The organism is Fibrella arboris, from assembly GCF_041321095.1.
GTDB classification, from domain to species: domain Bacteria; phylum Bacteroidota; class Bacteroidia; order Cytophagales; family Spirosomataceae; genus Fibrella; species Fibrella arboris.
The window spans coordinates 346562-367120 of the sequence record NZ_JBGGWE010000007.1 but is presented as its reverse complement, the minus strand read 5'-3'; the positions used below and the strand labels follow the sequence as shown (position 1 = coordinate 367120).

At 53.3% G+C, this 20559-nt stretch carries 14 protein-coding genes and 1 rRNA gene; 6 read left to right on the top strand and 9 right to left on the bottom strand.

Annotated features, from left to right (window positions below; genetic code table 11):
* Window positions 1–111 (bottom strand): 16S ribosomal RNA (locus tag ACAW75_RS15080); the annotation flags it as partial.
* Between the two features lie 677 nt (window positions 112–788).
* Between ACAW75_RS15080 and ACAW75_RS15075 the strand changes: the two genes are divergently transcribed.
* On the top strand, window positions 789–2042 hold the full coding sequence (locus tag ACAW75_RS15075) for an exonuclease SbcCD subunit D C-terminal domain-containing protein (protein WP_370729559.1): 1254 nt from the start codon (window positions 789–791) through the stop codon (window positions 2040–2042).
* Complete coding sequence (locus tag ACAW75_RS15070; RefSeq protein WP_370729558.1) at window positions 2014–5103, top strand: AAA family ATPase; 3090 nt, start codon at window positions 2014–2016, stop codon at window positions 5101–5103. Before ACAW75_RS15075 ends, ACAW75_RS15070 begins: the two co-directional genes overlap by 29 nt.
* Window positions 5104–5202: 99 nt before the next feature.
* On the opposite strand, the gene ACAW75_RS15065 is transcribed toward ACAW75_RS15070, so the two are convergent.
* The 4 genes from ACAW75_RS15065 to ACAW75_RS15050 form a co-directional block, all read right to left on the bottom strand.
* The gene (locus ACAW75_RS15065; RefSeq protein WP_370729557.1) at window positions 5203–6009 is read right to left on the bottom strand and encodes an enoyl-ACP reductase FabI; all 807 of its coding nucleotides are present in this window, start codon (window positions 6007–6009) and stop codon (window positions 5203–5205) included.
* Between the two features lie 135 nt (window positions 6010–6144).
* Window positions 6145–7044 (bottom strand): hypothetical protein, encoded by a 900-nt coding sequence (locus tag ACAW75_RS15060; RefSeq protein WP_370729556.1) that lies wholly within the window; start codon window positions 7042–7044, stop codon window positions 6145–6147.
* A 42-nt stretch (window positions 7045–7086) separates the two neighbouring features.
* The gene (locus tag ACAW75_RS15055) at window positions 7087–8106 is read right to left on the bottom strand and encodes an alpha/beta hydrolase (RefSeq protein ID WP_370729555.1); all 1020 of its coding nucleotides are present in this window, start codon (window positions 8104–8106) and stop codon (window positions 7087–7089) included.
* Between the two features lie 12 nt (window positions 8107–8118).
* On the bottom strand, window positions 8119–9525 hold the full coding sequence (locus ACAW75_RS15050; RefSeq protein WP_370729554.1) for a methyltransferase RsmF C-terminal domain-like protein: 1407 nt from the start codon (window positions 9523–9525) through the stop codon (window positions 8119–8121).
* Between the two features lie 41 nt (window positions 9526–9566).
* On the opposite strand from ACAW75_RS15050, the gene ACAW75_RS15045 reads away from it, so the two are divergent.
* Complete coding sequence (locus ACAW75_RS15045) at window positions 9567–10073, top strand: KdsC family phosphatase (RefSeq protein ID WP_370729553.1); 507 nt, start codon at window positions 9567–9569, stop codon at window positions 10071–10073.
* A 62-nt stretch (window positions 10074–10135) separates the two neighbouring features.
* Here ACAW75_RS15045 and ACAW75_RS15040 read toward each other — a convergent pair whose 3' ends face one another.
* Window positions 10136–10975 (bottom strand): aminotransferase class IV, encoded by an 840-nt coding sequence (locus ACAW75_RS15040; RefSeq protein WP_370729552.1) that lies wholly within the window; start codon window positions 10973–10975, stop codon window positions 10136–10138.
* 287 nt (window positions 10976–11262) lie between these two features.
* Here ACAW75_RS15040 and ACAW75_RS15035 point away from each other — a divergent pair, with 287 nt between their 5' ends.
* Entirely contained in the window at window positions 11263–11751 is a 489-nt protein-coding gene (locus ACAW75_RS15035; protein WP_370729551.1) for a hypothetical protein, read from the top strand.
* Window positions 11752–11916: 165 nt separating this feature from the next.
* Here ACAW75_RS15035 and ACAW75_RS15030 read toward each other — a convergent pair whose 3' ends face one another.
* Both ACAW75_RS15030 and ACAW75_RS15025 read right to left on the bottom strand, forming a co-directional pair.
* Window positions 11917–12696, bottom strand: coding sequence for a LytR/AlgR family response regulator transcription factor (locus ACAW75_RS15030; protein WP_370729550.1), 780 nt, complete (start codon window positions 12694–12696; stop codon window positions 11917–11919).
* 64 nt (window positions 12697–12760) lie between these two features.
* The gene (locus ACAW75_RS15025; protein WP_370729549.1) at window positions 12761–13837 is read right to left on the bottom strand and encodes a sensor histidine kinase; all 1077 of its coding nucleotides are present in this window, start codon (window positions 13835–13837) and stop codon (window positions 12761–12763) included.
* Between the two features lie 274 nt (window positions 13838–14111).
* On the opposite strand from ACAW75_RS15025, the gene ACAW75_RS15020 reads away from it, so the two are divergent.
* Together ACAW75_RS15020 and ACAW75_RS15015 are read left to right on the top strand one after the other, a co-directional pair.
* On the top strand, window positions 14112–16697 hold the full coding sequence (locus ACAW75_RS15020; protein ID WP_370729548.1) for a TonB-dependent receptor: 2586 nt from the start codon (window positions 14112–14114) through the stop codon (window positions 16695–16697).
* Between the two features lie 431 nt (window positions 16698–17128).
* Window positions 17129–19483, top strand: a complete 2355-nt coding sequence (locus tag ACAW75_RS15015) for a T9SS type B sorting domain-containing protein (protein ID WP_370729547.1) — start codon at window positions 17129–17131, stop codon at window positions 19481–19483.
* Between the two features lie 36 nt (window positions 19484–19519).
* On the opposite strand, the gene ACAW75_RS15010 is transcribed toward ACAW75_RS15015, so the two are convergent.
* A complete protein-coding gene (locus tag ACAW75_RS15010) occupies window positions 19520–20407 on the bottom strand; it encodes a helix-turn-helix domain-containing protein (protein ID WP_370729546.1) in 888 nt (295 codons plus the stop codon).
* Window positions 20408–20559: the final 152 nt, after the last annotated feature.

The following is a 20559-nucleotide window of genomic DNA, read 5'->3' as shown; positions in this document are numbered from 1 at the left end:
ATTTACGCGTTACGCACCCGTTTGCCACTATCCCCGAAGGGACCGTTCGACTTGCATGTATTAGGCCTGCCGCTAGCGTTCATCCTGAGCCAGGATCAAACTCTCCATCGTAAATAATTGTGTCTCAATAACGAGACGTGTCTTCTGTCGATTCAGACTGATAAGCCTTTTCCGAAGAAACGACTGAATCAAACTGATCAAGACTTGTTACTTGTATTGCTGACAGTTGGTCAAAGAACGAAGCGATCAGCCGTTGCCGATCGTGGTGCCAAATACCTGGCTGGTGACTCGATTTGAAAGTGTTTCAGTGAACTTACTGTGTGGCTCTCATTTCGTTTCCCTCATTTGGGACTGCAAAGGTACGTGGTTTATTTCGTTTGTCAAGCATTTGGCGAAAATTATTTTTATTAATTTTTTGTACTCTGCCGGGATGCTGACCCTGTGCCGTCCTCAGCAAAAGCGGCGGTGTTGCTGATGCTCAACCGCCGTTGTTCCTGATTGGGACTGCAAAAGTAGGGCAACTTTACCCCCGTGTCAAGCCCTGTTTGAAAGTTTTTTGTGAGGCTGTGGCCTATTTTGGCCTAAATGACTGATAAACAGCCGGCCAATGATTGAAAAAAGTTTGAACAGTTTAGTTGACTTCTTTTTTGTGTGGTGAGTTAGTTGCAAAAATTGTACTTTAGCAAGTAGTACCTTACAGGAAAAGGGTCTGGATATGCAGAGCCATATCTGTTTTTTATATGGGCTAGCTATTATATAACAAAACAAAGTTAGCCCTTCTGCTCATTATGCGGATTTTACATACAGCCGATTGGCACCTTGGCAAACGATTATACCGTTCAGACCTCCGGGAAGACCATTCTTTCTTCCTCAACTGGCTGATCGAGGAGATCGAACGTCGCGAAGTTGATGTATTGCTTATATCCGGGGATGTATTCGATACGACCAACCCAAATGACGGGTCTATGCAGTTGTATTATCAATTTCTGACCCGGATGCTCCCTTTATCGGTAAAGATTGTGGTGACGGGAGGAAACCACGATTCGGCAACAAAACTGAATGCACCTAAAGAACTGCTTCGCCATTTAAACATACACGTAGTTGGCTGCACCACCGGAAATTGCCCCGATGAGGTAATTCGATTTGCCAACGGTTCTTCGGACCTATTGGTGGCGGCGGTTCCTTATCTGCGGGATGCCGATCTGCGTCAGTCCATTTCAGGGCAGACCTACGAGGATCGGGTTGACGCGTTGCGGATGGGGATTCGAAATCATTATGAACGTATTGTTGAGCACTGCCATACCGAGTATACGAACGTACCTGTATTGGCTATGGGTCACCTCTATGTACATGGTGCGACGGTTTCGGACAGTGAGCGGGAGATTCATGCCGTAGGCGGACAGGCCGCTTTTTCGAGCGAGCATTTTCCCGACGGGTTTGCCTATGTAGCCCTTGGTCATATACATGTCCCTCAACGAGTGGGTGGCAACGAAACAGTACGCTATTGTGGATCGCCTATTCCGCTGAGTTTCGCTGAACGCGACAATGCCCATCAGTTGCTGCAGTTGACCGTAGAGAATGGACGGGTAACCGCTGTTGAGTCGATACCGGTGCCGCAATCGCGTCCGTTCCGGCATATAACAGGTACGCTTGATGAAGTCCGGGCGCGTTTGAGTCAACTGGAGATGACGCATGCGCTCCCTGCGCTGGTGGACGTGCTGGTTGAGGAAGACGCTGAAAGTCTTAGCACACGTATGCATTTCGATCAACTGCAGCGTGATTACAAGGCCGCACCCTTTATACTGGCCAAAACTCGTTTGTTATTTCGGAACAAGCGTAAGAACCTGGAATCGCTGTTTGCCGCCGATACCCATCTGGCCGATCTAACGTACCTGGACGTGTTTGCGCAGCGGCTGGTGCTGGCGCAGGTTGAGGACGACCAGCGCCAGCAGCTCATTGACACCTACCAACAACTTTATAAAATGGTTACGGAGCAGCCTGTTCCGCTTCAGTATGAAAATTCGCCAAATCCGGTTTCGTAATATCAATTCGTTTTATGGCGAACACGAGCCCATTCAATTTGCCAGCGGCCTGTTAGGCGATACGGGGCTGTTTGTGATCGCCGGTCCAACGGGGGCTGGTAAATCAACGCTGCTCGATGTGATGACGCTGGCGCTTTTTAATCGACTTCCCCGCCTGAACGGAGCTATATCGGGTACCAACATTACCGACGATGGCCTGATCGTGAACCGACAGGCGGCAGCCGAGCCTAACACCGCCGCTTATGCCGAAGTAGAATATGAAGTAGATGGCAACCGCTACCGGTCGCGCTGGTCGATTCGGAAGAACCGGAACAATAACTGGAACAACTACGAAATGGAAGTGGCTCATCTGGCCAATGACAAGCCAGATGGCGTTCTCTTTCCGATCAAAGACCTGCGCGATTTCCCGAAGAAAAACGAAGAACTGATCGGTCTTTCCTACGAGCAGTTCGTTAAGTCGATCGTGCTGGCGCAGGGCGCGTTTGACCAGTTTCTAAAAGCCAAAGCGTCGGAGCGCAGCAAGATGCTGGAGCAACTGACAGGCACGGAAATCTACCGGCAGTTGAGTCGAAAAGCGTACGAACACACCAAGCAGCTCGACGACCAGATCAGTACGAAGAAGTTGGGGGTTAGTTCAATCAGGATGTTGAGCGACGACCGCGTAACTGAACTCACGGGCCAACTGGCCCTTGCCGATACACAGTTGGCCGAAGTTAAGGCGCAGATCAAGTTATTTGAAGCCGAGAAGAAGTTGGTGGATGACGTTGAACGGGCCGAGAAGATGCTGGCGAAACACGCATCAACCGGTGAAAAGCTGGCGGAACGAACGGCCTCTTTTGCACCAGACCGCGAACGGTTGTTGCTCCACGACAAAGCTACCCCCCTTGCCGGCCTGCTGAGCGACCTCGCTGGTGCCGAACGGGCCATTGCCAGAGCGCGCCAGGATCGGGCAAACGTGACGAACGAACTTGAGCATCTTTCGCAGCAACTGGACGACTTGATCACCAGGGCAGCGACGTTTGTTGGCGTTGAGCGGTTGGATTCTCAGACTGCGAGTGCAGCCATCGAAGCGTTCCGCGATCAGCTGAAAACGCTGCAGGACAAGATTGGCGCCGAACAGACAGCCGCTACGCCCCTTTTGCAACGGATTCGGCAGCAGGCGTCAACCGATTTAGAGTTCCTCCGCGCTTTGCCCCTTCACCAACTCACGCTGTCGAGTATAGATGATTCGCTGATACAGGCAGACACGGAACGGGCGTCGTTACAGGTACGTATCGACGCCTTACAGGCCATGTACCCAGCCGTTACTCCGCCTACGCTTCCCGACCATATTCAGCAGGCAATCACCCGCGATAAAGTGCTGGGTACGTTGATTCTTCTTGAAGAAGAGCAGCAGGACCGAGTATTTAAGGGGCAGAAACTGGCCGAGCCCATTGAGGCTTTAAAAGCTCAGATCAATTTACTGACACCGTCGCTGGCTACTGCCCGTGAGCACGAACGACTTGCCGAAGAAACGGCCAACCAGCTCGACGTCGAACAGCGTCGGCTGAGCGCCGAAGTTAATTTAACGGCGTTGCGCGCTGCTTTGGTCGCTGATGAGCCTTGTCCACTCTGTGGTTCGCTGGACCATCCGTATGCCACTCATTATGTCAATCAATTAGGCACGGTGGCGGCAAAGTTGCTGCTGGCGAAGGCCGAACGTCAACTGGCAAGCACAGCCACTAAGGAACTATCAGACAAACTGATTGCGCAGGAAGCTCAACTAGCCGAAGCGGAACGTACCCAGTACGCGTTGCGCGAGCAGTTTCGTGGAAAACGAGATGAAATCAATGCGTTGCGTGAAGCCAATCAGCTGGCCGAAGACGTAGGCCCCGAACTACTTAGAAGTGAGCAAAGGGAGTTGGCCAGCACCCAGGCTGATCTGAATACCCTCCGTTCGCTTTGGGAGCAGAACCGAACCCTGGAAGCGCTGATTCGTCAGCTGACTGAACTACAACAGCATCAGCAGAACATCCTGCGCTTCACGCAACAAAAGAAGGCGCTTTATGCTGCGGACGACTGGGCGCAACAGTCAGGTACGTTGCTTAAACACATTGCCGATATACAGGGGCGTATGGCTACACAGGCAGGGCTTCAACACAAAACGGGGGAAGACGAAAAAGCAGCCCTGGCCGAAGAAAAGCGCGTGCTGACAGCACTGACTCCGTTGTTGAAAAAACAGGGATTCGACTCGGCCGACTCCGCCAGAAAGTTGCTGCTGGACGTACCTACTACGCAGAAGCTACAAAAACAACGCGACGACCTGGATCGGGATCGCATTGAGCTGGACCAGAGCATTGCCGACGAACAGAAGCGGCTGGAGGCTGCCCGAAAAGCCCGGAAGACAGACCTACCGCCCGATGAGGTGAAAGCCATGTTTGACGAGGCCCGGAAGAAACACGACAAGTTACTGACCAACTCTGGCTACGCCCGCAGCGAACTCGACACCAACAAGAAAAGCATAGCGGCGCATCAGAAAGCCCTTGCCGAACTGGCCAGACTGGAGGCAGATGTGATGCCGTGGAAAGAGCTGACCAAACTAATTGGCAGCGCCAAAGGCGATTCGTTCAGCAAGTTTGCGCAAAGCTTGACGCTGGCCCAATTAATTGGTTTGGCCAACCGGCGCCTGAAAAGCCTGACGGATCGCTACCTGCTGTTGTCGCCTCGCGAAGAACAGGACGAATTATTCGTGGTGGATCTATACCAGGGGCAGGCTGAACGAACCATTACCAGTCTATCGGGGGGCGAAACATTCACGCTTAGTCTGGCCCTGGCGCTGGGCCTGTCTGATCTGGCGTCGCAGAATGTGCAGATCGATAGCCTGTTTATCGATGAAGGGTTCGGGACACTAGACCCGGAATCACTCGATACGGCGATTGTCATGCTGGAGAAACTACAGCAGGAAAGCCAGAAGACCATTGGCATCATCTCGCACCGGCACGAGATCAAAGAGCGCATCACCGTTCAAATCCAGGTTGAGCGAGGCATCGACGGCAACAGCCGGTGTTACATAACAAGTTAAAAAGTTTGCTGTTTACCGTCTTCTGTTGCGCTACTACCTAACGACGACGTTCCTAAGCGAAGCAACAGAAAACGGTAAACAGCAAACTGTAAACTCCTTTTACATCCCTCCCATTACTTCCATTGACACACCCGTATTGCCGAAGCCGCCGTCGTGGAAGAGGTTTTGCATGGTCACCATGCGCGTCAGGTCAGAGAAGAGCGTGAGGCAGTAGTCGGCACACTGATCGGCGGAGGCGTTGCCCAGCGGAGCCATTTTATCAGCGAAATCATAAAATTTATCGAAGCCGCCGATGCCCGCTCCCGCCGTAGTGACAGTGGGTGATTGCGATACCGTGTTCACGCGCACTTTGCGGTACTTCCCATAGTGGTAGCCAAAACTGCGGGCCACTGACTCAAGCATGGCTTTGGCCTCGGCCATATCGGTATAGAACGGGAACGTCCGCTGGGCCGCCATGTAGGTTAAGGCCACAACCGACCCCCATTCGCTGATGGCATCCTGCTTATAGGCAACCTGCAACATCCGGTGCAATGACAAGGCCGAAATGTCGAGGCTTTGCTTGAACCATTCATAGTTCAGGTCGGTATACGCACGGCCTTTCCGAATGTTGGGACTCATACCAATGCTGTGCAGCACGAAGTCAGCTTTTCCACCCAGGATTTCCTGCGACTGCGTAAAAAGCTTTTCCAGATCCTCGGTCGACGTAGCGTCGGCGGGAATGATTTCGGCGTTGCAATGCTGGGCTAATTCCTTGATCGCTCCCATCCGCATAGCAATCGGTGCATTGGTGAGCACAAACGAAGCTCCTTCTTCCTTGGCCTTCAGAGCCACTTTCCAGGCGATTGATTTTTCGTCGAGGGCACCCGAAATGATGCCGAGCTTTCCATTAAGGAGTCCGTAAGCCATAAGTTAGAATAAAAAATGAATAGTAGAGAATAACTACCGAAATGCATTACAAACCGAATGGCCTGTCTATTATACTGCCTGCACCAGTCATTCGTATAGCGCAAAAGTAACGCAATTCGCCCTGCCCGAGCCCTATTAATGCAGCACGACGCCTAATTCTGTCTGTAAGTAATGTCGGGCTGTTTCTTCTTCAGTATCATAAATCGACCGATCCGACAGAGCACGGTGGCCGTTGTTCAACGCATTTACCCAGCTATGGGTAGCATAGGGATCGTAATCGAAGTTCGTGACCGGAACGCCCTGGTGACTGATATCACTGAACCAGTCGCTGGCCGTATCGATATTGCCAAAAAAACCAAACGGATGGGCCGATCCGCGCGGTTGTGTAAGAGCGCGCGCTTTTTCCAGGTCAATCAGACAGGCGTACTCATTGAGACGGCACTCAGGTAATGGCCAGGGGCCTTGTTTGGCCAGTTGTTTTTGAAAAGACCCACCTCGTGGATCACCATGCTTGGCATACAACTGATTTACCTCGGCTTCAGATGGCCGGTAGCGCAGGTAGTGATCACCGTCGCATACCTGTTCTTTGAAAGCCGGGCAATTCCAGCATTGTCCTACCTTTCCGATCCCGATTCCATTGCCGATATTCGCCAGGTAGGCCCCTACCAGGTCTCCTTTATAGAGTACGTCATTGTGTGTGATGAAGAGCCGCTTTTTGTTGGTTTTCTCCCAGGCATACTGATACCGGAGCGAATGCCTGAACAGCGGTAATTGTAGAAGATGTCGCCGTGGACTCTCATTCATGTTCCGGTAACCATAATTGACCCAAGGCCTATAATACACTACTTTATAGGGCTTCAACCAGGCTTTCAGCGAGGAAAAATCGGTATGGGCAGGCTGCTTTCGTTCTTCGATAAAGTAGATGGTATCAATCCATTTCCCGGATTGCTTAAGCAGTGACAATAAGGTAACTGCCGTGATATTAGGTTTGCCGTATACGCTGATAGCTACATCAACAGGAGGGGATTGAGGCATTTCTAGTCAGTTAATGGAGCCACAAAGCTACGTTGCCCACGGTTATTTAGCCGCCAACGTACCTGGCACGGGCCTCAGTTTTATAACATCTACCAGAAATTTTTCGGTGGCCTGATAAACACCCTCGAGGTCACCAGCAGTGAAATGCGACGCGATAACGTGCTCGCCCGCTTTCGGGAACGCTACTTTTTGTTTCCGATCTGGCCACGTACCCAGCTGATCGTACATATCGAGCATAGCGGCTACCGATACCACTTTGTCCTGATGCGCCTCGTCCTGGTAATAATAACCCAGAAATACCGGCTGTTTCACTTTCGCAAATTCAGCCGGTATCATGTACTTGTCCAGCATGGTCTGGAGCGTGATCAGTCCATTGATGTGGTACTGGGTTAGCCAGTACTGCGCGCGATCAGGTTTATAGTGTGCTACCACCACATGATCGCCCTGCAACACCTGTTCCATGATCTGCCTTCCCCAGGGTCTGGTTGCCAGTTTAAGTGCCGGGTTGGCCGTAGCCATACAGGGCGAGTACAGCACCAGGCCAGCCAGTTCGGGATGCCGTTCAGCCAGATACATCGTCAGCATTCCGCCCGCCGACGTACCTATCACCACCACCCGATCGCCCAGCGCCTTACCAATGGCCAGCGCCCGTTCAGCCGATGCAGCGTAGTTATCGGGGGTTAGCCCCTTAAGGGCATCGGGTGAGGTAAGGCCGTGTTCTTGCGGGCGGGCCAGATACAGATTGCAACCGAAGTGAGCCGCCAGTTTTTTGTGAACAGGATCGCCCTCCGCCCAGCTTGCACCAAAACCGGGAATGTAGACCATGCTGACGGGCGTTTTGGTCTTCCGGCTGCTATCGGCCCAGATAATACGGGCTTCGTTGTCTGGCTTCAGCCCCGATTTACTTTCCGATGTAGCGATAGCCTGTTCCAGTGTGACCAGATCCGCCAGCAGTGGAGCGACCTGTGTGGCTACATGCGCAAACTGTGGCCGTGGGCCGGCAACGTACCCAATAGCCACTAGGACAACGACACCAGTTAAACCCAGCAGAATTCGTTTCATTGTGTCTACAGTTTAAAATTCCGGAATATCCATCCGAATACGCCAGTCTTTGGGCAGGTAATTGTTGATGCGCGAACCAACGCCCTTCATCCAGCCTAGCGGCAGGCCCTTGTAACGGGCCAATAGCCAGCCTCTGGGTACGTCGGGTAATACCAGGTTTTCTTTTTTGAAATAGTGCAATGCCTCGTCGAGGGTCAGCTCAACGCCGGGTAAACCGTCGGCTAACTCCGTGCTCAGGGCCAGCGCATGGGCAGGCATGAAATCGGTGCCCTTGAAAACACCCATATCAAGGCCAAACCCTTTGTTGTGCAGCACCGTATCAATCAGCACCAGGTCTTTCTCGAGGGATAGCGGAACGGCAATCACATCGCCATTGGGCTTTTCCCAATAGGAAAAGGCATCTGGACTTTTCAGAAAAGAGCGCAACGTACCCAGCTGTTTGCGATGCACCGGCCGGGCCGATTTGAAGCCCCGATTACGGGTAACGGGTAGTGTAGCCGATGATTTTCGGCGGAATACGCTGATAAAAAACCCCTCGCCACGTACCCGGTGCGGATAACATTGATACCCAACCGCATCGCCAACGGTGCGCGGTACCATTCCCCAGTCATCAGCCAGTTCGAGCGGACGATTAGTAAAGCCGTTTTCGGTTAAAAAACGGACCATGTCCAGATTTTCGGCGTCGTTATACGTGCAGGTACTGTACATGAGCCATCCCCCATCGGCCACCAGCGGAGCCGCCGCCGAGATGATGCGCTTTTGGCGTAACGCACACATCTGCACATGATCGGGCGACCATTCGTTAACCGCTGCTGGATCTTTCCGGAATAGCCCTTCGCCCGAGCAGGGTGCATCGACCATCACCAGATCGAAGTAGCCAGACAGCGGGGCAAAATCGTCGGGATCGTGATGGCTAACTACCACATTGGCATAGCCCCACTTGTCCATGTTTTCGCGCAGGATTGGTATGCGTGTACGGATCACTTCATTGCAAACCAGCAGGCTGGAAGCAGGTAAAGCCGAAGCCAGTAGCGTGCTTTTACCGCCCGGCGCGGCACACAGATCGAGCGCCCGAAGGGGTGGCTGACCAGCATAGGGTTTGCGCTGCCCAATCGTTTGCCGTACGGCCTCTGCCAATAGCATCGACGAGGCCTCCTGCACATAATAAGCCCCCGCCTGAAACAGCGGATCGAGTGTAAAAACGGGACGTTCGGGCAGGTAGTAGGCCCCTTCGTACCAGGGCACCGGTTCTTTTGCGGTGCTGTCGAAAGCGGGTTTACGCGGATTCAGGCGGATGCTCACCGGCGGCAACGTACCTGGAGTAGATGCTCCCAGCGCCGCTTCAAAAGAGGGAAATTCAGCCCCGAGTTGCTGCTGCATTTGTAGCCGGAAAGCCTCGGGCAGTTGAGTAGGATTCATGGTGTAAAGGTAGTAACGCATAGCATCCCTACCTTTACACCATGACAGACCGTTTTAAGCAGATCAAAACCTTTATTTTCGATGTCGACGGTGTAATGACCGACGGCAGTGTCAACGCGCTGGCTTCCGGCGAGATGTACCGGACGTTCAATATCAAGGATGGCTACGGCATTGAACGCGCCATCAAGTCGGGGTATACTGTGGCCGTTTTGTCGGCGGGTAATCAGGATGGGGTGCGTAAACGACTGGCGTTCCTGGGCATCAAGAATGTGTTCATGGGCGGGCCTACTGATCATAAGCTCGATGTGTATCTGGGCTTCATCAAGCGCGACAACCTGATCGAATCAGAAATTCTGTACATGGGCGACGACTTGCCCGACTATCATATTCTGAAACGCCCCGAACTGCTGAGTGCCTGCCCCGCCGATGCCGTCGATGACATCCAGGCTGTCTGCCACTACATTTCTCCGAAAAATGGCGGCCACGGAGCCATCCGCGATGTCATTGAACAGGTGATGCGCGCGCAGGGAACCTGGATCATTCCATAAAAAAGCCGGAAGACGGGCATGGCTCTGAGTCGGGAAAGGCTATATCAGTTGACGCTCCCGGCTCAGACCCATGCCCTTGGTACTTCCTGCGTAAAGGCCACAAAGCGCGCCAGCAACTGTTTCGAGACGGGGCCAACCCGGCCATCAGCAATCTGAAAATCACCAATCTGGACAATCGGCAACACCTTCTTATTGGTGCTGGTCGTAAATACCTCGTCGGCTTCGTACAGGTCAGACAGCAGTACCGGGCGTTCTTCGATCTGAAAATCGCTTTCTGCTAATGCCAGTATAGTGCGGCGAGTAACGCCGTAAAGAATATTCCGGTTTGGCGTGATCAGCCGATTGCCTGTCACCAGAAAGATATTGCTGCGGCTCAGTTCGCTGATTTCACCGTCTTTGTGGTAGAGCACGTCCTGCGCACCAGCGGCTTTGATCGCATCAGTGAGCAGCATAACCCGCTTGTAGTCTGTCGATTTAATTTCAGCCATTTCGCGCACATACTCATCCAGCATAACCCGGATGCCGCGCTCGTATTGCCAGTCGGGCACCGGATGAATAGGCTCGGTCAGCATCAGCAGGTTTGGGGTGACAATACTGATGCTGTCGGGTGCATAGCCGCCCGTCATGACAAACCGAAACGCTACATCAGGTTGCCCCGAGCGGGCCAGTAAGTCAATCAGGATTGGGTACGTCTCTGCTTGGGTCAGCGGTAGCGGCAGGTTCATGCGCTCGGCCGACTTCTGGAACCGCGCCCAATAATAATCCCACTGAAATGGCTTTCCACCATAAGTCAGAAAATAATCGAACAGGCCATACCCGCGCAACAGGCCCAAATCTGTTACACCCACGCCGATCTGATCGACAGGCTCGATTCTTCCATTAACGTAACCGTAGTAAGGCATTGGCGTTGTGATTTACCGGAAAACAGCTGACATTATCTCGCCAAAGATAGCCGCCCGCTCCTCGTATCGCCAAACTAGCGGCGCCAGCCAACGAGCCACGAGGGCATTTTCGAAAAATTAATAACCAGTAAAAAGCCGCCAAATCAACGTATTAATGGCCCAAAATACCGTTGATCAGACCGGCGATCCTCTTTTTCGATAACCTTCGTACGGTTGCCGTCGTTATCTATATAATTTCTATAGATTTATATCTGTCATTTTACAACTACACTAACCCTACGTTGATCATGACACAGACCATAGTTGGCCAATTCGATACAGCCAGTGAAGCCCAAAGCGCCGTGTCGGGCCTCCTGAATGGCGGCTTCGAGCGTGAAAACATCGACTTGTCAACATACGAGAGCGATGCCACCGCCAGTGCTGACAGTGAAACCAATGACGGTGGCAGTGTCAGTGAATTCCTTGGGGCGCTGTTTGGCACAAACGACGATGACCCCAACCGGCCTGACGCTCCCGCTGGCCAACGTAACGCTGTCGTCACCGTGTACGCCCAGTCAGCTGATATGGCCGAACGTGCGGCCGACATTCTGGCTGCCTGCGGTGCTGTTGACATCGAGGAGAAAACACCTGAATCCAGCCCATACACCACGCAGGATTTTCCGGGCACCGTACCGCCCGTAACCGCTGATCCGGCAGGCGGCGTGGCTGGCTATACAACCGCAACTACACACAAGTACGCTGAAACCTCAGACAGGCGTACAGATACAGCAGCGTAAAGAAGCGACACGTTGTGGCCCCATTAATTGCTTTTCGGCCGCCTGGTCTGAAACAGCCAATGGGAATACTACGATTCAAGCTGGTAACGTTCGTATTTTACAGTGCCGGATTTCGTATCCAAACCGTAATGCAGCCGGTCTCTTCGTTGAGGCTGGCTGCTTTTTTTAGTGCACGCCGTACTGCCGCTCAAATTCATCGACATAGCTACTGCCGACAGGGATTTCCTGGGCACCAATGAAAAGCCGGGTACGTTGGAAAGCCGTGATTTTGGGTAAAGCCACGATAAACGACTTGTGAACGCGGCAGAATAGTTTCCCTGGCAGTCTGGCCTCAATAGCTTTCAGCGTCAAACGGCTCAGGATAGGACGTACCTGCTGCGTGGTGTAGATTTTTACGTAATCTTTTAACCCTTCGATGTAGAGAACGTCGTCGAAAAAGATGCGTATCTCCTGGTATTCAGAAAAAACGAAAAAGAAGGTTGGTTCCAGCGGGGGTACCGCCTCGGTCGGTACCTGGTCAATGGGGTCTGTAACTGGTACACGATCTGGTTGCTTATCTGGTAAGCGTTCTGGCTGGGTACGTCCCTGCCGTAACAAAAACAGATCGTAAGCCTTGGAAACCGCTTTCAGGAAGCGCTCAAAGGGAATTGGTTTCAGCAGGTAATCAACCACATCGAAGGTATATCCGTCGAGCGCATACTCCTCATAAGCGGTTGTGAGAATCACCATGGGCGGGTTGGTGAGCGTGCGCAGAAACTGAAGACCCGTCAGCGTGGGCATCTGAATATCCAGAAAGATCAGATCGACCTGCCCGCGCCGAATCAACTCATAGGCATCGAGTGGATTATTAAACTGACCCAGTAGTTCCAGAAACGGGATTTTCCGAATATCATCGGCGATCAGTTCCAACGCGAAAGGTTCATCATCAATAGCGATACAGCGCATGGGATAAAGGATTTGGGCTTCCGAATGGAGTGCCAACTCCATTCGGAAGCCCAAATCTGTTTGTTTACACAGCCAAAGCCGTTGGCGCGGTGTTTCTCACGGTTGGTAACTGCAAAACGATCTGCACGTTGAACTGCCCTGCCTTGGCCCCATACTCCAGTGTGTGCCTTTCCGGGTAGTGTAAGGCCAGTCTTTGTTTTACGTTGGCAATCCCGATACCTGAATCTTCAGAGGAAGCACCGGAAGCAGCAAAAAGCGGATTGGTCACGCTAAACGACAGCGTAGATTCGAGCACGGTCAACTGAATACGAATGTGACTCGCTTCCTGTCCGTGGAGGCCATATTTGAAAGCGTTCTCAACGAAAGGTATGAACAGTAACGGCTCGATAAGCAGCCCGTTTACCGGGCCTTCTACGTCGAAAGCAACAGTTTGCCGGTCGTTCAGGCGCATTTGCTGTAAGTCGATGTAGTGATGCAGGTGCTCGATTTCCTGAGTCAGTGGCACATGATCACGTTGCGCCTGGTAGAGCATGTAGCGGAGCAGCTGAGACAGCTTCAGAACTGCTTCTTCTGTCTGGTCGGCTTTTTTGCGCGCCAGCCACCGGATATTGTTCAACGTATTGAACAGAAAATGTGGACTAACCTGAAGCTTCAGCATAGCCAGTTCAGCCGAAACCTTTCCCAGCGCCATCTGCTGTTGCTGATCACGCACCCGGGCGTGGTGGCGCCCCAGTGCGATGAGTGAGCTGAGCAGGATAGCAAAGCCAAACGAGAGCGAGGCGCTCAATACACCCGGCCAGGGGGTGAATTGCCGGCGGTGTCCCTTCGGCGAAATATGCGTACCGGCCGGAAACCCGTAAAAACAGGCCAGCTTTACCAGCGCCACCACCAGCAGCATGCTCAGGAGCGTAATGATAAAGCGGTTCACTTCCTGATTGGTCAGCAGATCAGGCGTTAGTCGGCGCAGGTTATAATAGAAACAGGTAGCAATGACAATCCCCGTAAACAGTTGGGACACGCCTATGCTAATGAGCACCTGCTGGTTCCAGAAAAACGACGGTAGAGTTAGAAATGGCAGTCCGGCAAAAAAGGCCCAGCCTAGCGCGTGAAGCCATCCCTGGTGACGTTCGAGTACTTTCATAACGGAAGTTACGCGTTTGCGCTTACTTCTTGTCGAGCTGTCGACGTAGCAGATAGATGTGCCGACAAGGACGGCATTACCCGAGTCCATAGGGGCAGGACCGACGTGATTTGCACAATACACCGTATTTATTGCACTGTTTGTTGCTAGGGTGAGCCGCGTTGAGACCAATGCCTCCCTCGTCGGCACATACTGGCTTTGTCTCTACACTCATTTTAATGATTCAGGAGTCATTTTAACCTTTGCAATCAGATAATTACCTACTACGTTGACTATGAATCGTTTTGTACAGTCCCTGCTTCTTATCGGCCTCCTTTCGACTCCGATCTTATCTCATGCCCAGTTTGGCCCGGGTGGCGGCGGTGGCGGTATGGGAGGTGGCATGGGTGGCTGGGGCGGACCTGGTGGCCAGCGAGGCGGGCAGCAGGACGAACGCAAGAAAAAAGAGTTTGTTCCTGGCGTTGACGCACCGGAATCGCCCAAAGGCAGTGCCAAACTAAACGGCGTCCTGACCGACTCAACCACCGGAAAACCTGTTGAATTCGCTACCGTTGCCTTAATCAATGCCACCACGGGCAAGCCCGTTGATGGCGCAATCAGTGATGGTCGTGGTAAGTTTTCGCTGAAGAATCTGCCCGAGGGCGACTTCAAACTGCAGTATTCGTTTATCGGGTATCAGACCCGCACTTCAGCCCCTATAAAACTGGGGAAGAATGCCGATATCAGCCTGGGTGCTGTGGTGATGGCTCCCGACGTTCGGCTGTTGGGTGAGGTGACCGTTACGGGGCAGCGGGCCATGATTGAAGAGAAGGTTGACCGGCTGGTCTATAACGCCGAGAAAGATCTGACGGCCAAAGGAGGCGACGCGTCGGATATTCTGAAGAAAGTACCCATGCTGTCGATTGACCTGGACGGTAACGTAAGCCTGCGTGGTAGCAGCAACATTCGCGTGCTGATCAACAATAAGCCCAGCACCATTGTAGCCGCCAGCGTGGCCGACGCCCTGAAGCAATTACCTGCCGACCTGATCAAAACCGTTGAAGTGATCACCAGCCCTTCGGCCAAGTATGACGCAGAAGGCTCGGCCGGGATCATCAACATCGTAACCAAGAAAAACACGCTGCGGGGCCTGACGCTCAACGGCGACATTGGTGGCGGTACGCGTGGCTCTAACCTCGGCCTGAACGGAGCGTACCGGCAGGGTAAACTCGGCCTGACACTGGGTGCCTACGGCCGGGCTATGTATAACCGGGGCTCGATGAGCCTCGACCAAACTACGCAGACAGCGTCGGGCGCTCAGCACACGGTTCAGCAGTCCAGCTCCAACGACCGTCCGCTGTTTGGCACCTATACATTGGGGGGCGATTATGATCTTAAACAGAACGAATCGATCTCGGCGAGTGTCCGGTTCGGGACCCGCAATTTTGTGCAGCAGCAGAACCAGATCACCAACACGTACCTGAACAACCTGTTTCTGAGCACGACCAACCGCGATGTATCGAGCAAGAACCTCTCGAACAGCATTGACGCCAGTCTCGATTACCTGCATACCTACAAACCACAGCAGGAGCTGAGCCTGTCGGTACAGATGAGCCGGGCCAACGTGACCAACAATTTTACGGCCGACTACCTCAATGGGGGCAACGAGGTCCTGCGGCGGCAGAAGAACCTGAATGACAACACCAACCAGGAAATGGTATTTCAGGCCGATTACCAAACGCCGCTGGGCACCCGTCAGCTTATTGAAACGGGGGGTAAAGTAACCATGCGCCAGGTGAACAGCCAGTTTGAGTATTTGGCAGCGACCGGCAACAGCGACCTGTTTGTTACCGACCTTTCTAACCCATCAGGCTCACTCGATTATCAGCAGGGCATTCAGGCTGGTTATTTATCCTACACCTACGCCAGCCGCAGCAAATACACGATCAAGGCTGGTGCCCGCTATGAGCACACCAACATCGATGCTTTCGGTACCGATGGAAAACGGCTCGCCATTCCTGATTATGGCAACCTGGTACCCAGTCTGAACGTGTCGAAGTCGCTGAGCCAGACAACCACGCTGAAAGCGGCCTATAACCGGCGTATTCAGCGGCCTTTTCTGCAACAACTGAACCCGAACGTAAACGCGGCCAACCCGCAAAATATCAGTAAGGGTAACCCGCTGCTCAGCCCCGAACTGACAGACAATATTGAGCTTAGCCTCAGCACCACGATCAAAAAGGTTTACCTGAACACCAGCCTTTTTGCCCGGCAGACCAACAACGCGATTACGCAGGTACGTCTGCCATCTGATTCAATCCCGGGCGGCATTGTCACCACCTTCCGAAACGTTGGCTTTGAGCAAACAGTGGGCAGCAACATTTTTGCCAACGTACAACTCACGTCAAGATGGAGCATCAATGGCGGCGTAGATCTGTACTACCGTACCCTGGAAGGGCAGGTTGCCGGTCTGGATGGGAAAACGGCCACGCAGCGGAACACAGGCTTCGTCATTGGCGGGCGGCTTACCACCCAGCTTCAGTTCAACAAAGGCTGGGGCTTACAGGCCAACACGTTCGTTAGCGGGCCACGGGTGCAATTGCAGGGGCAGCAGGGCGGCATGTACATGTACTCCCTGGGTGTTCGGAAAGACATTGCCAATAAAGCAGGCAGCATTGGCCTGTCGGCCGAGAACTTCATCGGTGGTGTGCAGATGACGTCTACCTTCTCGTCAGCAACGCTGGAACAGGTAGCCGTGAACCGGATGTACAACCAGAACATCAAGCTGACGTTCAATTACCGCATTGGTAAGATGACGTTTGAACCCCGCAAGCGGAAGAAAAACAACGGAGGCGGTCAGGAAGAAGACATGGGGCAATAACCAACGTACCTGAGTAACGCCCGGCTACCCCGTCGATTACACTTTATCAGCAAGGCCCCTCTTACCGCACAACAACGCGGAAGAGGGGCCAACTTTTGGGTATCGGGCCACCCGCCTACTGCCTCACAATCGTTGTGAATTCGCAATAGACTTTTGTGGTGATGTGCCTGATCGAGCCGCGCTTACCGTCTTCTTCGTGAATGGTTACCAATGCGCCCGTAACCCGACAACTGACGGTTACGGGCTGTAATGTCGGCTGCCTGAATTGCTCGATTCACTTGCCCAACTGTTGGGTACGTTGCCTGAACTGTGTAGGGCCAGATCGACCCAGCGCCTGCCAGAGGGCACCGCTCCTTAGTAGGCTGACGGACAAAGCAATTAGGGTTTATTGCTTTTCGAGTAATTTGGTAGAACGGATGACTTACTGAGGCATGGCCCGATTGATCTACAGCCTTTTCATGGTGCTTTTACTCTGTCCGCTTTCAGCCACGGCCACGCACCAGGTGGGCGGCCAGTTAGCCATGCGGGCCGTAGGCGACATACCCGGCCATTTCACCATCACGGTTACCAACTACTTTGAGGATAATAACCGGGCGGCGGCTGTTCTGAGCGCTACCATCGGCATTTTCCGAAAGCGCGACAATGTGCAGATGACCACTGTCTTCGCGCCCGAGTCGGGGCGGCGGTCATCCATCATTTACGCCAATTCATTCTGTGCGACCCAGCGCAACCTGAATTTTATCACCGCCACGTTTACCGCCGATGTACAGCTATCGCCGGGGCAGTACACCGACTCAGAGGGGTATTATCTGTCTTACCAGACCCGTAACCGGAACGGGGGTATCAATAATCTGACGAATCCACTCCAGACCGGCTTCACGTTTTACCTGGAATTCCCCCCCTTGACCACAACGGGCAAGTACATCCATAATTCGTCGCCGCAGTTTTTGCCCGTCAACGGTGAATATGTGTGCATGGGCGAGGCGTTTACGTACGCGTTTGGTGGCACCGACCCCGACGGCGACGAACTCCGCTACAGCCTGATTACGCCCCTCAACGCAAAAAATAATAACGCCACCGCCGCCGCCCCCTATCCCGACGTATTCTTTGCCCCTGGCTATTCAGCTACGAACGCGATACCAGGCAGCCCGGCGCTGAGCGTGAACCCGCAAACAGGGCAGCTCTCCGTAACCGCCTCAGAAATAGGCCTGTTTGTCTTCGCTGTTCGGGTCGATGAATACCGTAATGGGCAAAAAATCGGTGAAGTGCGCCGCGATTTCCAACTGCTCGTCGTTGATTGTCCGTCTACGCAGAAGCCGAATCCGGCGGCGCAAATCAAGGATTTACCGGTAACGGCCACCAAAACGACCCTCTGCCCAGGCGAATCGGCCACGCTGGTCTCTACTATCAACCCAGACTGGAACTACCAGTGGCAACGCGATGGTGTCAACCTGGCCAACGCCGCCAGTAGCAGTCTGGTTGTTACGGAACAGGGCGAATACACGGTACAGGTGTCGCTAAAAAATGCCTGTACGCAGGTGGGCAGTACCCAGAGCCTGACAATCAACTCCCTGAACAGTAAACCAACGCTGACGGCGACTGGTCAGTTATGCGCTACTGACGGCGTGGCCAGTCTGCATGTTTCCAACGTACCTGACGTCAGTTACCAATGGTTTCGGGACGGCCAGCTTGTTACGGGTGCTTCCCTGGACTCTTTACTGACTACCCAGCCAGGCACTTTTCAGGCGTTGCTCACGCACCTTACGTTAGGTTGCCAGGTCAGGAGTGATCAGCTTAAATTAGCCCGGGCCCCCGCCGTACTGGCCACGCTTAAACCAGCCAGCGGATTCAACCGAATTTGCCCCGCCGATCCGCTGGTGCTGGTAGCCGATGGCGGCATCACCTACGTCTGGTCGCTGAATGGGGCGCCGATTGCGGGCCTGATCGAACCCTTGTACACCACCCGAACAACTGGCACTTACAACCTCACGGCCACTGATGCCAACGGCTGCAAAGGCACAACGTTACCGCTGTCGATCAGCGCCGTGCCGCCGGTTACCCCTACGCTCGACAGCCCGCCTCCGTTTTGTGGCACCACCGCACCTGTGTATACACTGATCGGAAAACCAGGTGGCGGTCTCTTTGACGGGCCAGGTACGTCGGCGGCCCTATTTACACCAGCCAGTGCAGGGCTTGGTCGGCATATGCTGACCTATACGGTGCGGCCTGCTCCGGAATGTAGTCCGGTCAGCGCCACTCAGGTAGCCGTTGTGTATCCGATTCCTACGATCAACCTGCCGGAGGAACTACTCACGTTCAGGGGCAACACTTTCACCTTGCAACCTGAGCTGACCGGCGACCCCACTGCCTTTCGCTGGTCGCCGGGAACGTACCTGAGCAACGCGCAAACGTCCGCCGCGCAGATCGAGAACATCCGGCAATCGATCACTTACACGCTCTGGATAGAGAACGCAGGCCATTGCACCGCCACCGACTCCATTTTCATCAGCGTAGTCGACCATTTGTACGTACCTGATGCCTTCACGCCAAACGGAGATGGCAAAAACGACCGATGGACGCTGATCAACAAAGCCGCTTATCCCGCCATTGATGTGACCGTATTTAACCGGTGGGGAGCGGTCATTTTCCACGCCACGGGCCCCGATCAGGAAGGCTTCGACGGTAAACTCAACGGCATCGACGTACCCGACGGCGTGTATACCTACGTGGTGCGTCCTGATCCTAAACTCCCCCCCATGCAGGGCCGCTTGTTGCTGCTTCGGTAATGTAGCCTGCTTCGGTGTTGCAGGCCTATCTACAGGTTAATTCAGCAAGCGATACGCGTTGGGCGAGCAACCCACTTTCTGCTTGAAGAACCGCGTAAAGTGCTGCGGATAGTTGAAGCCTAACTCATAGGCAATTTCACTGACAGACTTGCGCGTGTCGAAAATGCGCTCTTTAGCCAGATCGATCAGGCGTATCTGAATGTATTCCAGGGCGGTTTTCCCTGTTTCTCGTTTAATCAGATCACCAAAATAATTAGGCGACAGGTTCAGTGCACTGGCGAAGTGCGCCACGGTTGGAACCCCATGGCTTTTCAGTTCGTCGCCCAACAGATAGTCGTTCAGGCGTTGGTCAAACTGCTCAACAATTCCCTGACAAACGTGCTCGCGGGTGATGAACTGGCGGTCGTAAAAACGGGCGCAATACTTCAGCAGTAGCTCCAGGTTGGCCACAATCAGCTTTTTGCTATGGCGGTCAATAGTCTGGCTGATCTCGGTAGCTATGTTTTGAAAGCACACATCCACCGTATCCCTTTCCTTATCCGACAGGTGCAACGCCTCATTCGACTGGTAGCTGAAAAACGAATACTCGTGCATCTGCCTACCCAAACTGGTGCCTTTGATGAGGTCGGGATGAACGATCAGGGCCTGCCCGAAGGGCTGATGCAGCTCGCCTTCCGGTTCATTGGTAACCACCTGCCCCGGCCCCAGGAAGACGACCGTCCCCTCGGCATAATCGTAATACTGGTTGCCGTACCGCAAATTGCCACAATGGGTTTCTTTGATGATGATGGCGTAAAAGCCCAGCGTAAATTTCACCCGTTCCAGCGGGGCCGATTTACCCAGATCCACCAGATTGATAAGCGGGTGCAGCGTCTTGTTGCCAAACGTATCGCTGTATTTCTTGATGGTACCGTAGACGACCATTTCCGTTCTGTTCAGGTCAAATCTATAAACGGGAATGGTGGAACGCCAGGGTATCTGTAAAAGTGGTAGGCAATACCGTGAAATGTATACAGGCCACGGTCTGAACACCCGATAATTTTGCGATACACCTAGTCAGCCGTAAGCACAAAGAC

Coding starts and splice junctions, on each gene's coding strand:
- ACAW75_RS15075 (WP_370729559.1), top strand. CDS start 789: ATGCGGATTTTACATACAGCCGATTGGCACCTTGGCAAACGATTATAC.
- ACAW75_RS15070 (WP_370729558.1), top strand. CDS start 2,014: ATGAAAATTCGCCAAATCCGGTTTCGTAATATCAATTCGTTTTATGGC.
- ACAW75_RS15065 (WP_370729557.1), bottom strand. CDS start 6,009: ATGGCTTACGGACTCCTTAATGGAAAGCTCGGCATCATTTCGGGTGCC.
- ACAW75_RS15060 (WP_370729556.1), bottom strand. CDS start 7,044: ATGCCTCAATCCCCTCCTGTTGATGTAGCTATCAGCGTATACGGCAAA.
- ACAW75_RS15055 (WP_370729555.1), bottom strand. CDS start 8,106: ATGAAACGAATTCTGCTGGGTTTAACTGGTGTCGTTGTCCTAGTGGCT.
- ACAW75_RS15050 (WP_370729554.1), bottom strand. CDS start 9,525: ATGAATCCTACTCAACTGCCCGAGGCTTTCCGGCTACAAATGCAGCAG.
- ACAW75_RS15045 (WP_370729553.1), top strand. CDS start 9,567: ATGACAGACCGTTTTAAGCAGATCAAAACCTTTATTTTCGATGTCGAC.
- ACAW75_RS15040 (WP_370729552.1), bottom strand. CDS start 10,975: ATGCCTTACTACGGTTACGTTAATGGAAGAATCGAGCCTGTCGATCAG.
- ACAW75_RS15035 (WP_370729551.1), top strand. CDS start 11,263: ATGACACAGACCATAGTTGGCCAATTCGATACAGCCAGTGAAGCCCAA.
- ACAW75_RS15030 (WP_370729550.1), bottom strand. CDS start 12,696: ATGCGCTGTATCGCTATTGATGATGAACCTTTCGCGTTGGAACTGATC.
- ACAW75_RS15025 (WP_370729549.1), bottom strand. CDS start 13,837: ATGAAAGTACTCGAACGTCACCAGGGATGGCTTCACGCGCTAGGCTGG.
- ACAW75_RS15020 (WP_370729548.1), top strand. CDS start 14,112: ATGAATCGTTTTGTACAGTCCCTGCTTCTTATCGGCCTCCTTTCGACT.
- ACAW75_RS15015 (WP_370729547.1), top strand. CDS start 17,129: ATGGCCCGATTGATCTACAGCCTTTTCATGGTGCTTTTACTCTGTCCG.
- ACAW75_RS15010 (WP_370729546.1), bottom strand. CDS start 20,407: ATGGTCGTCTACGGTACCATCAAGAAATACAGCGATACGTTTGGCAAC.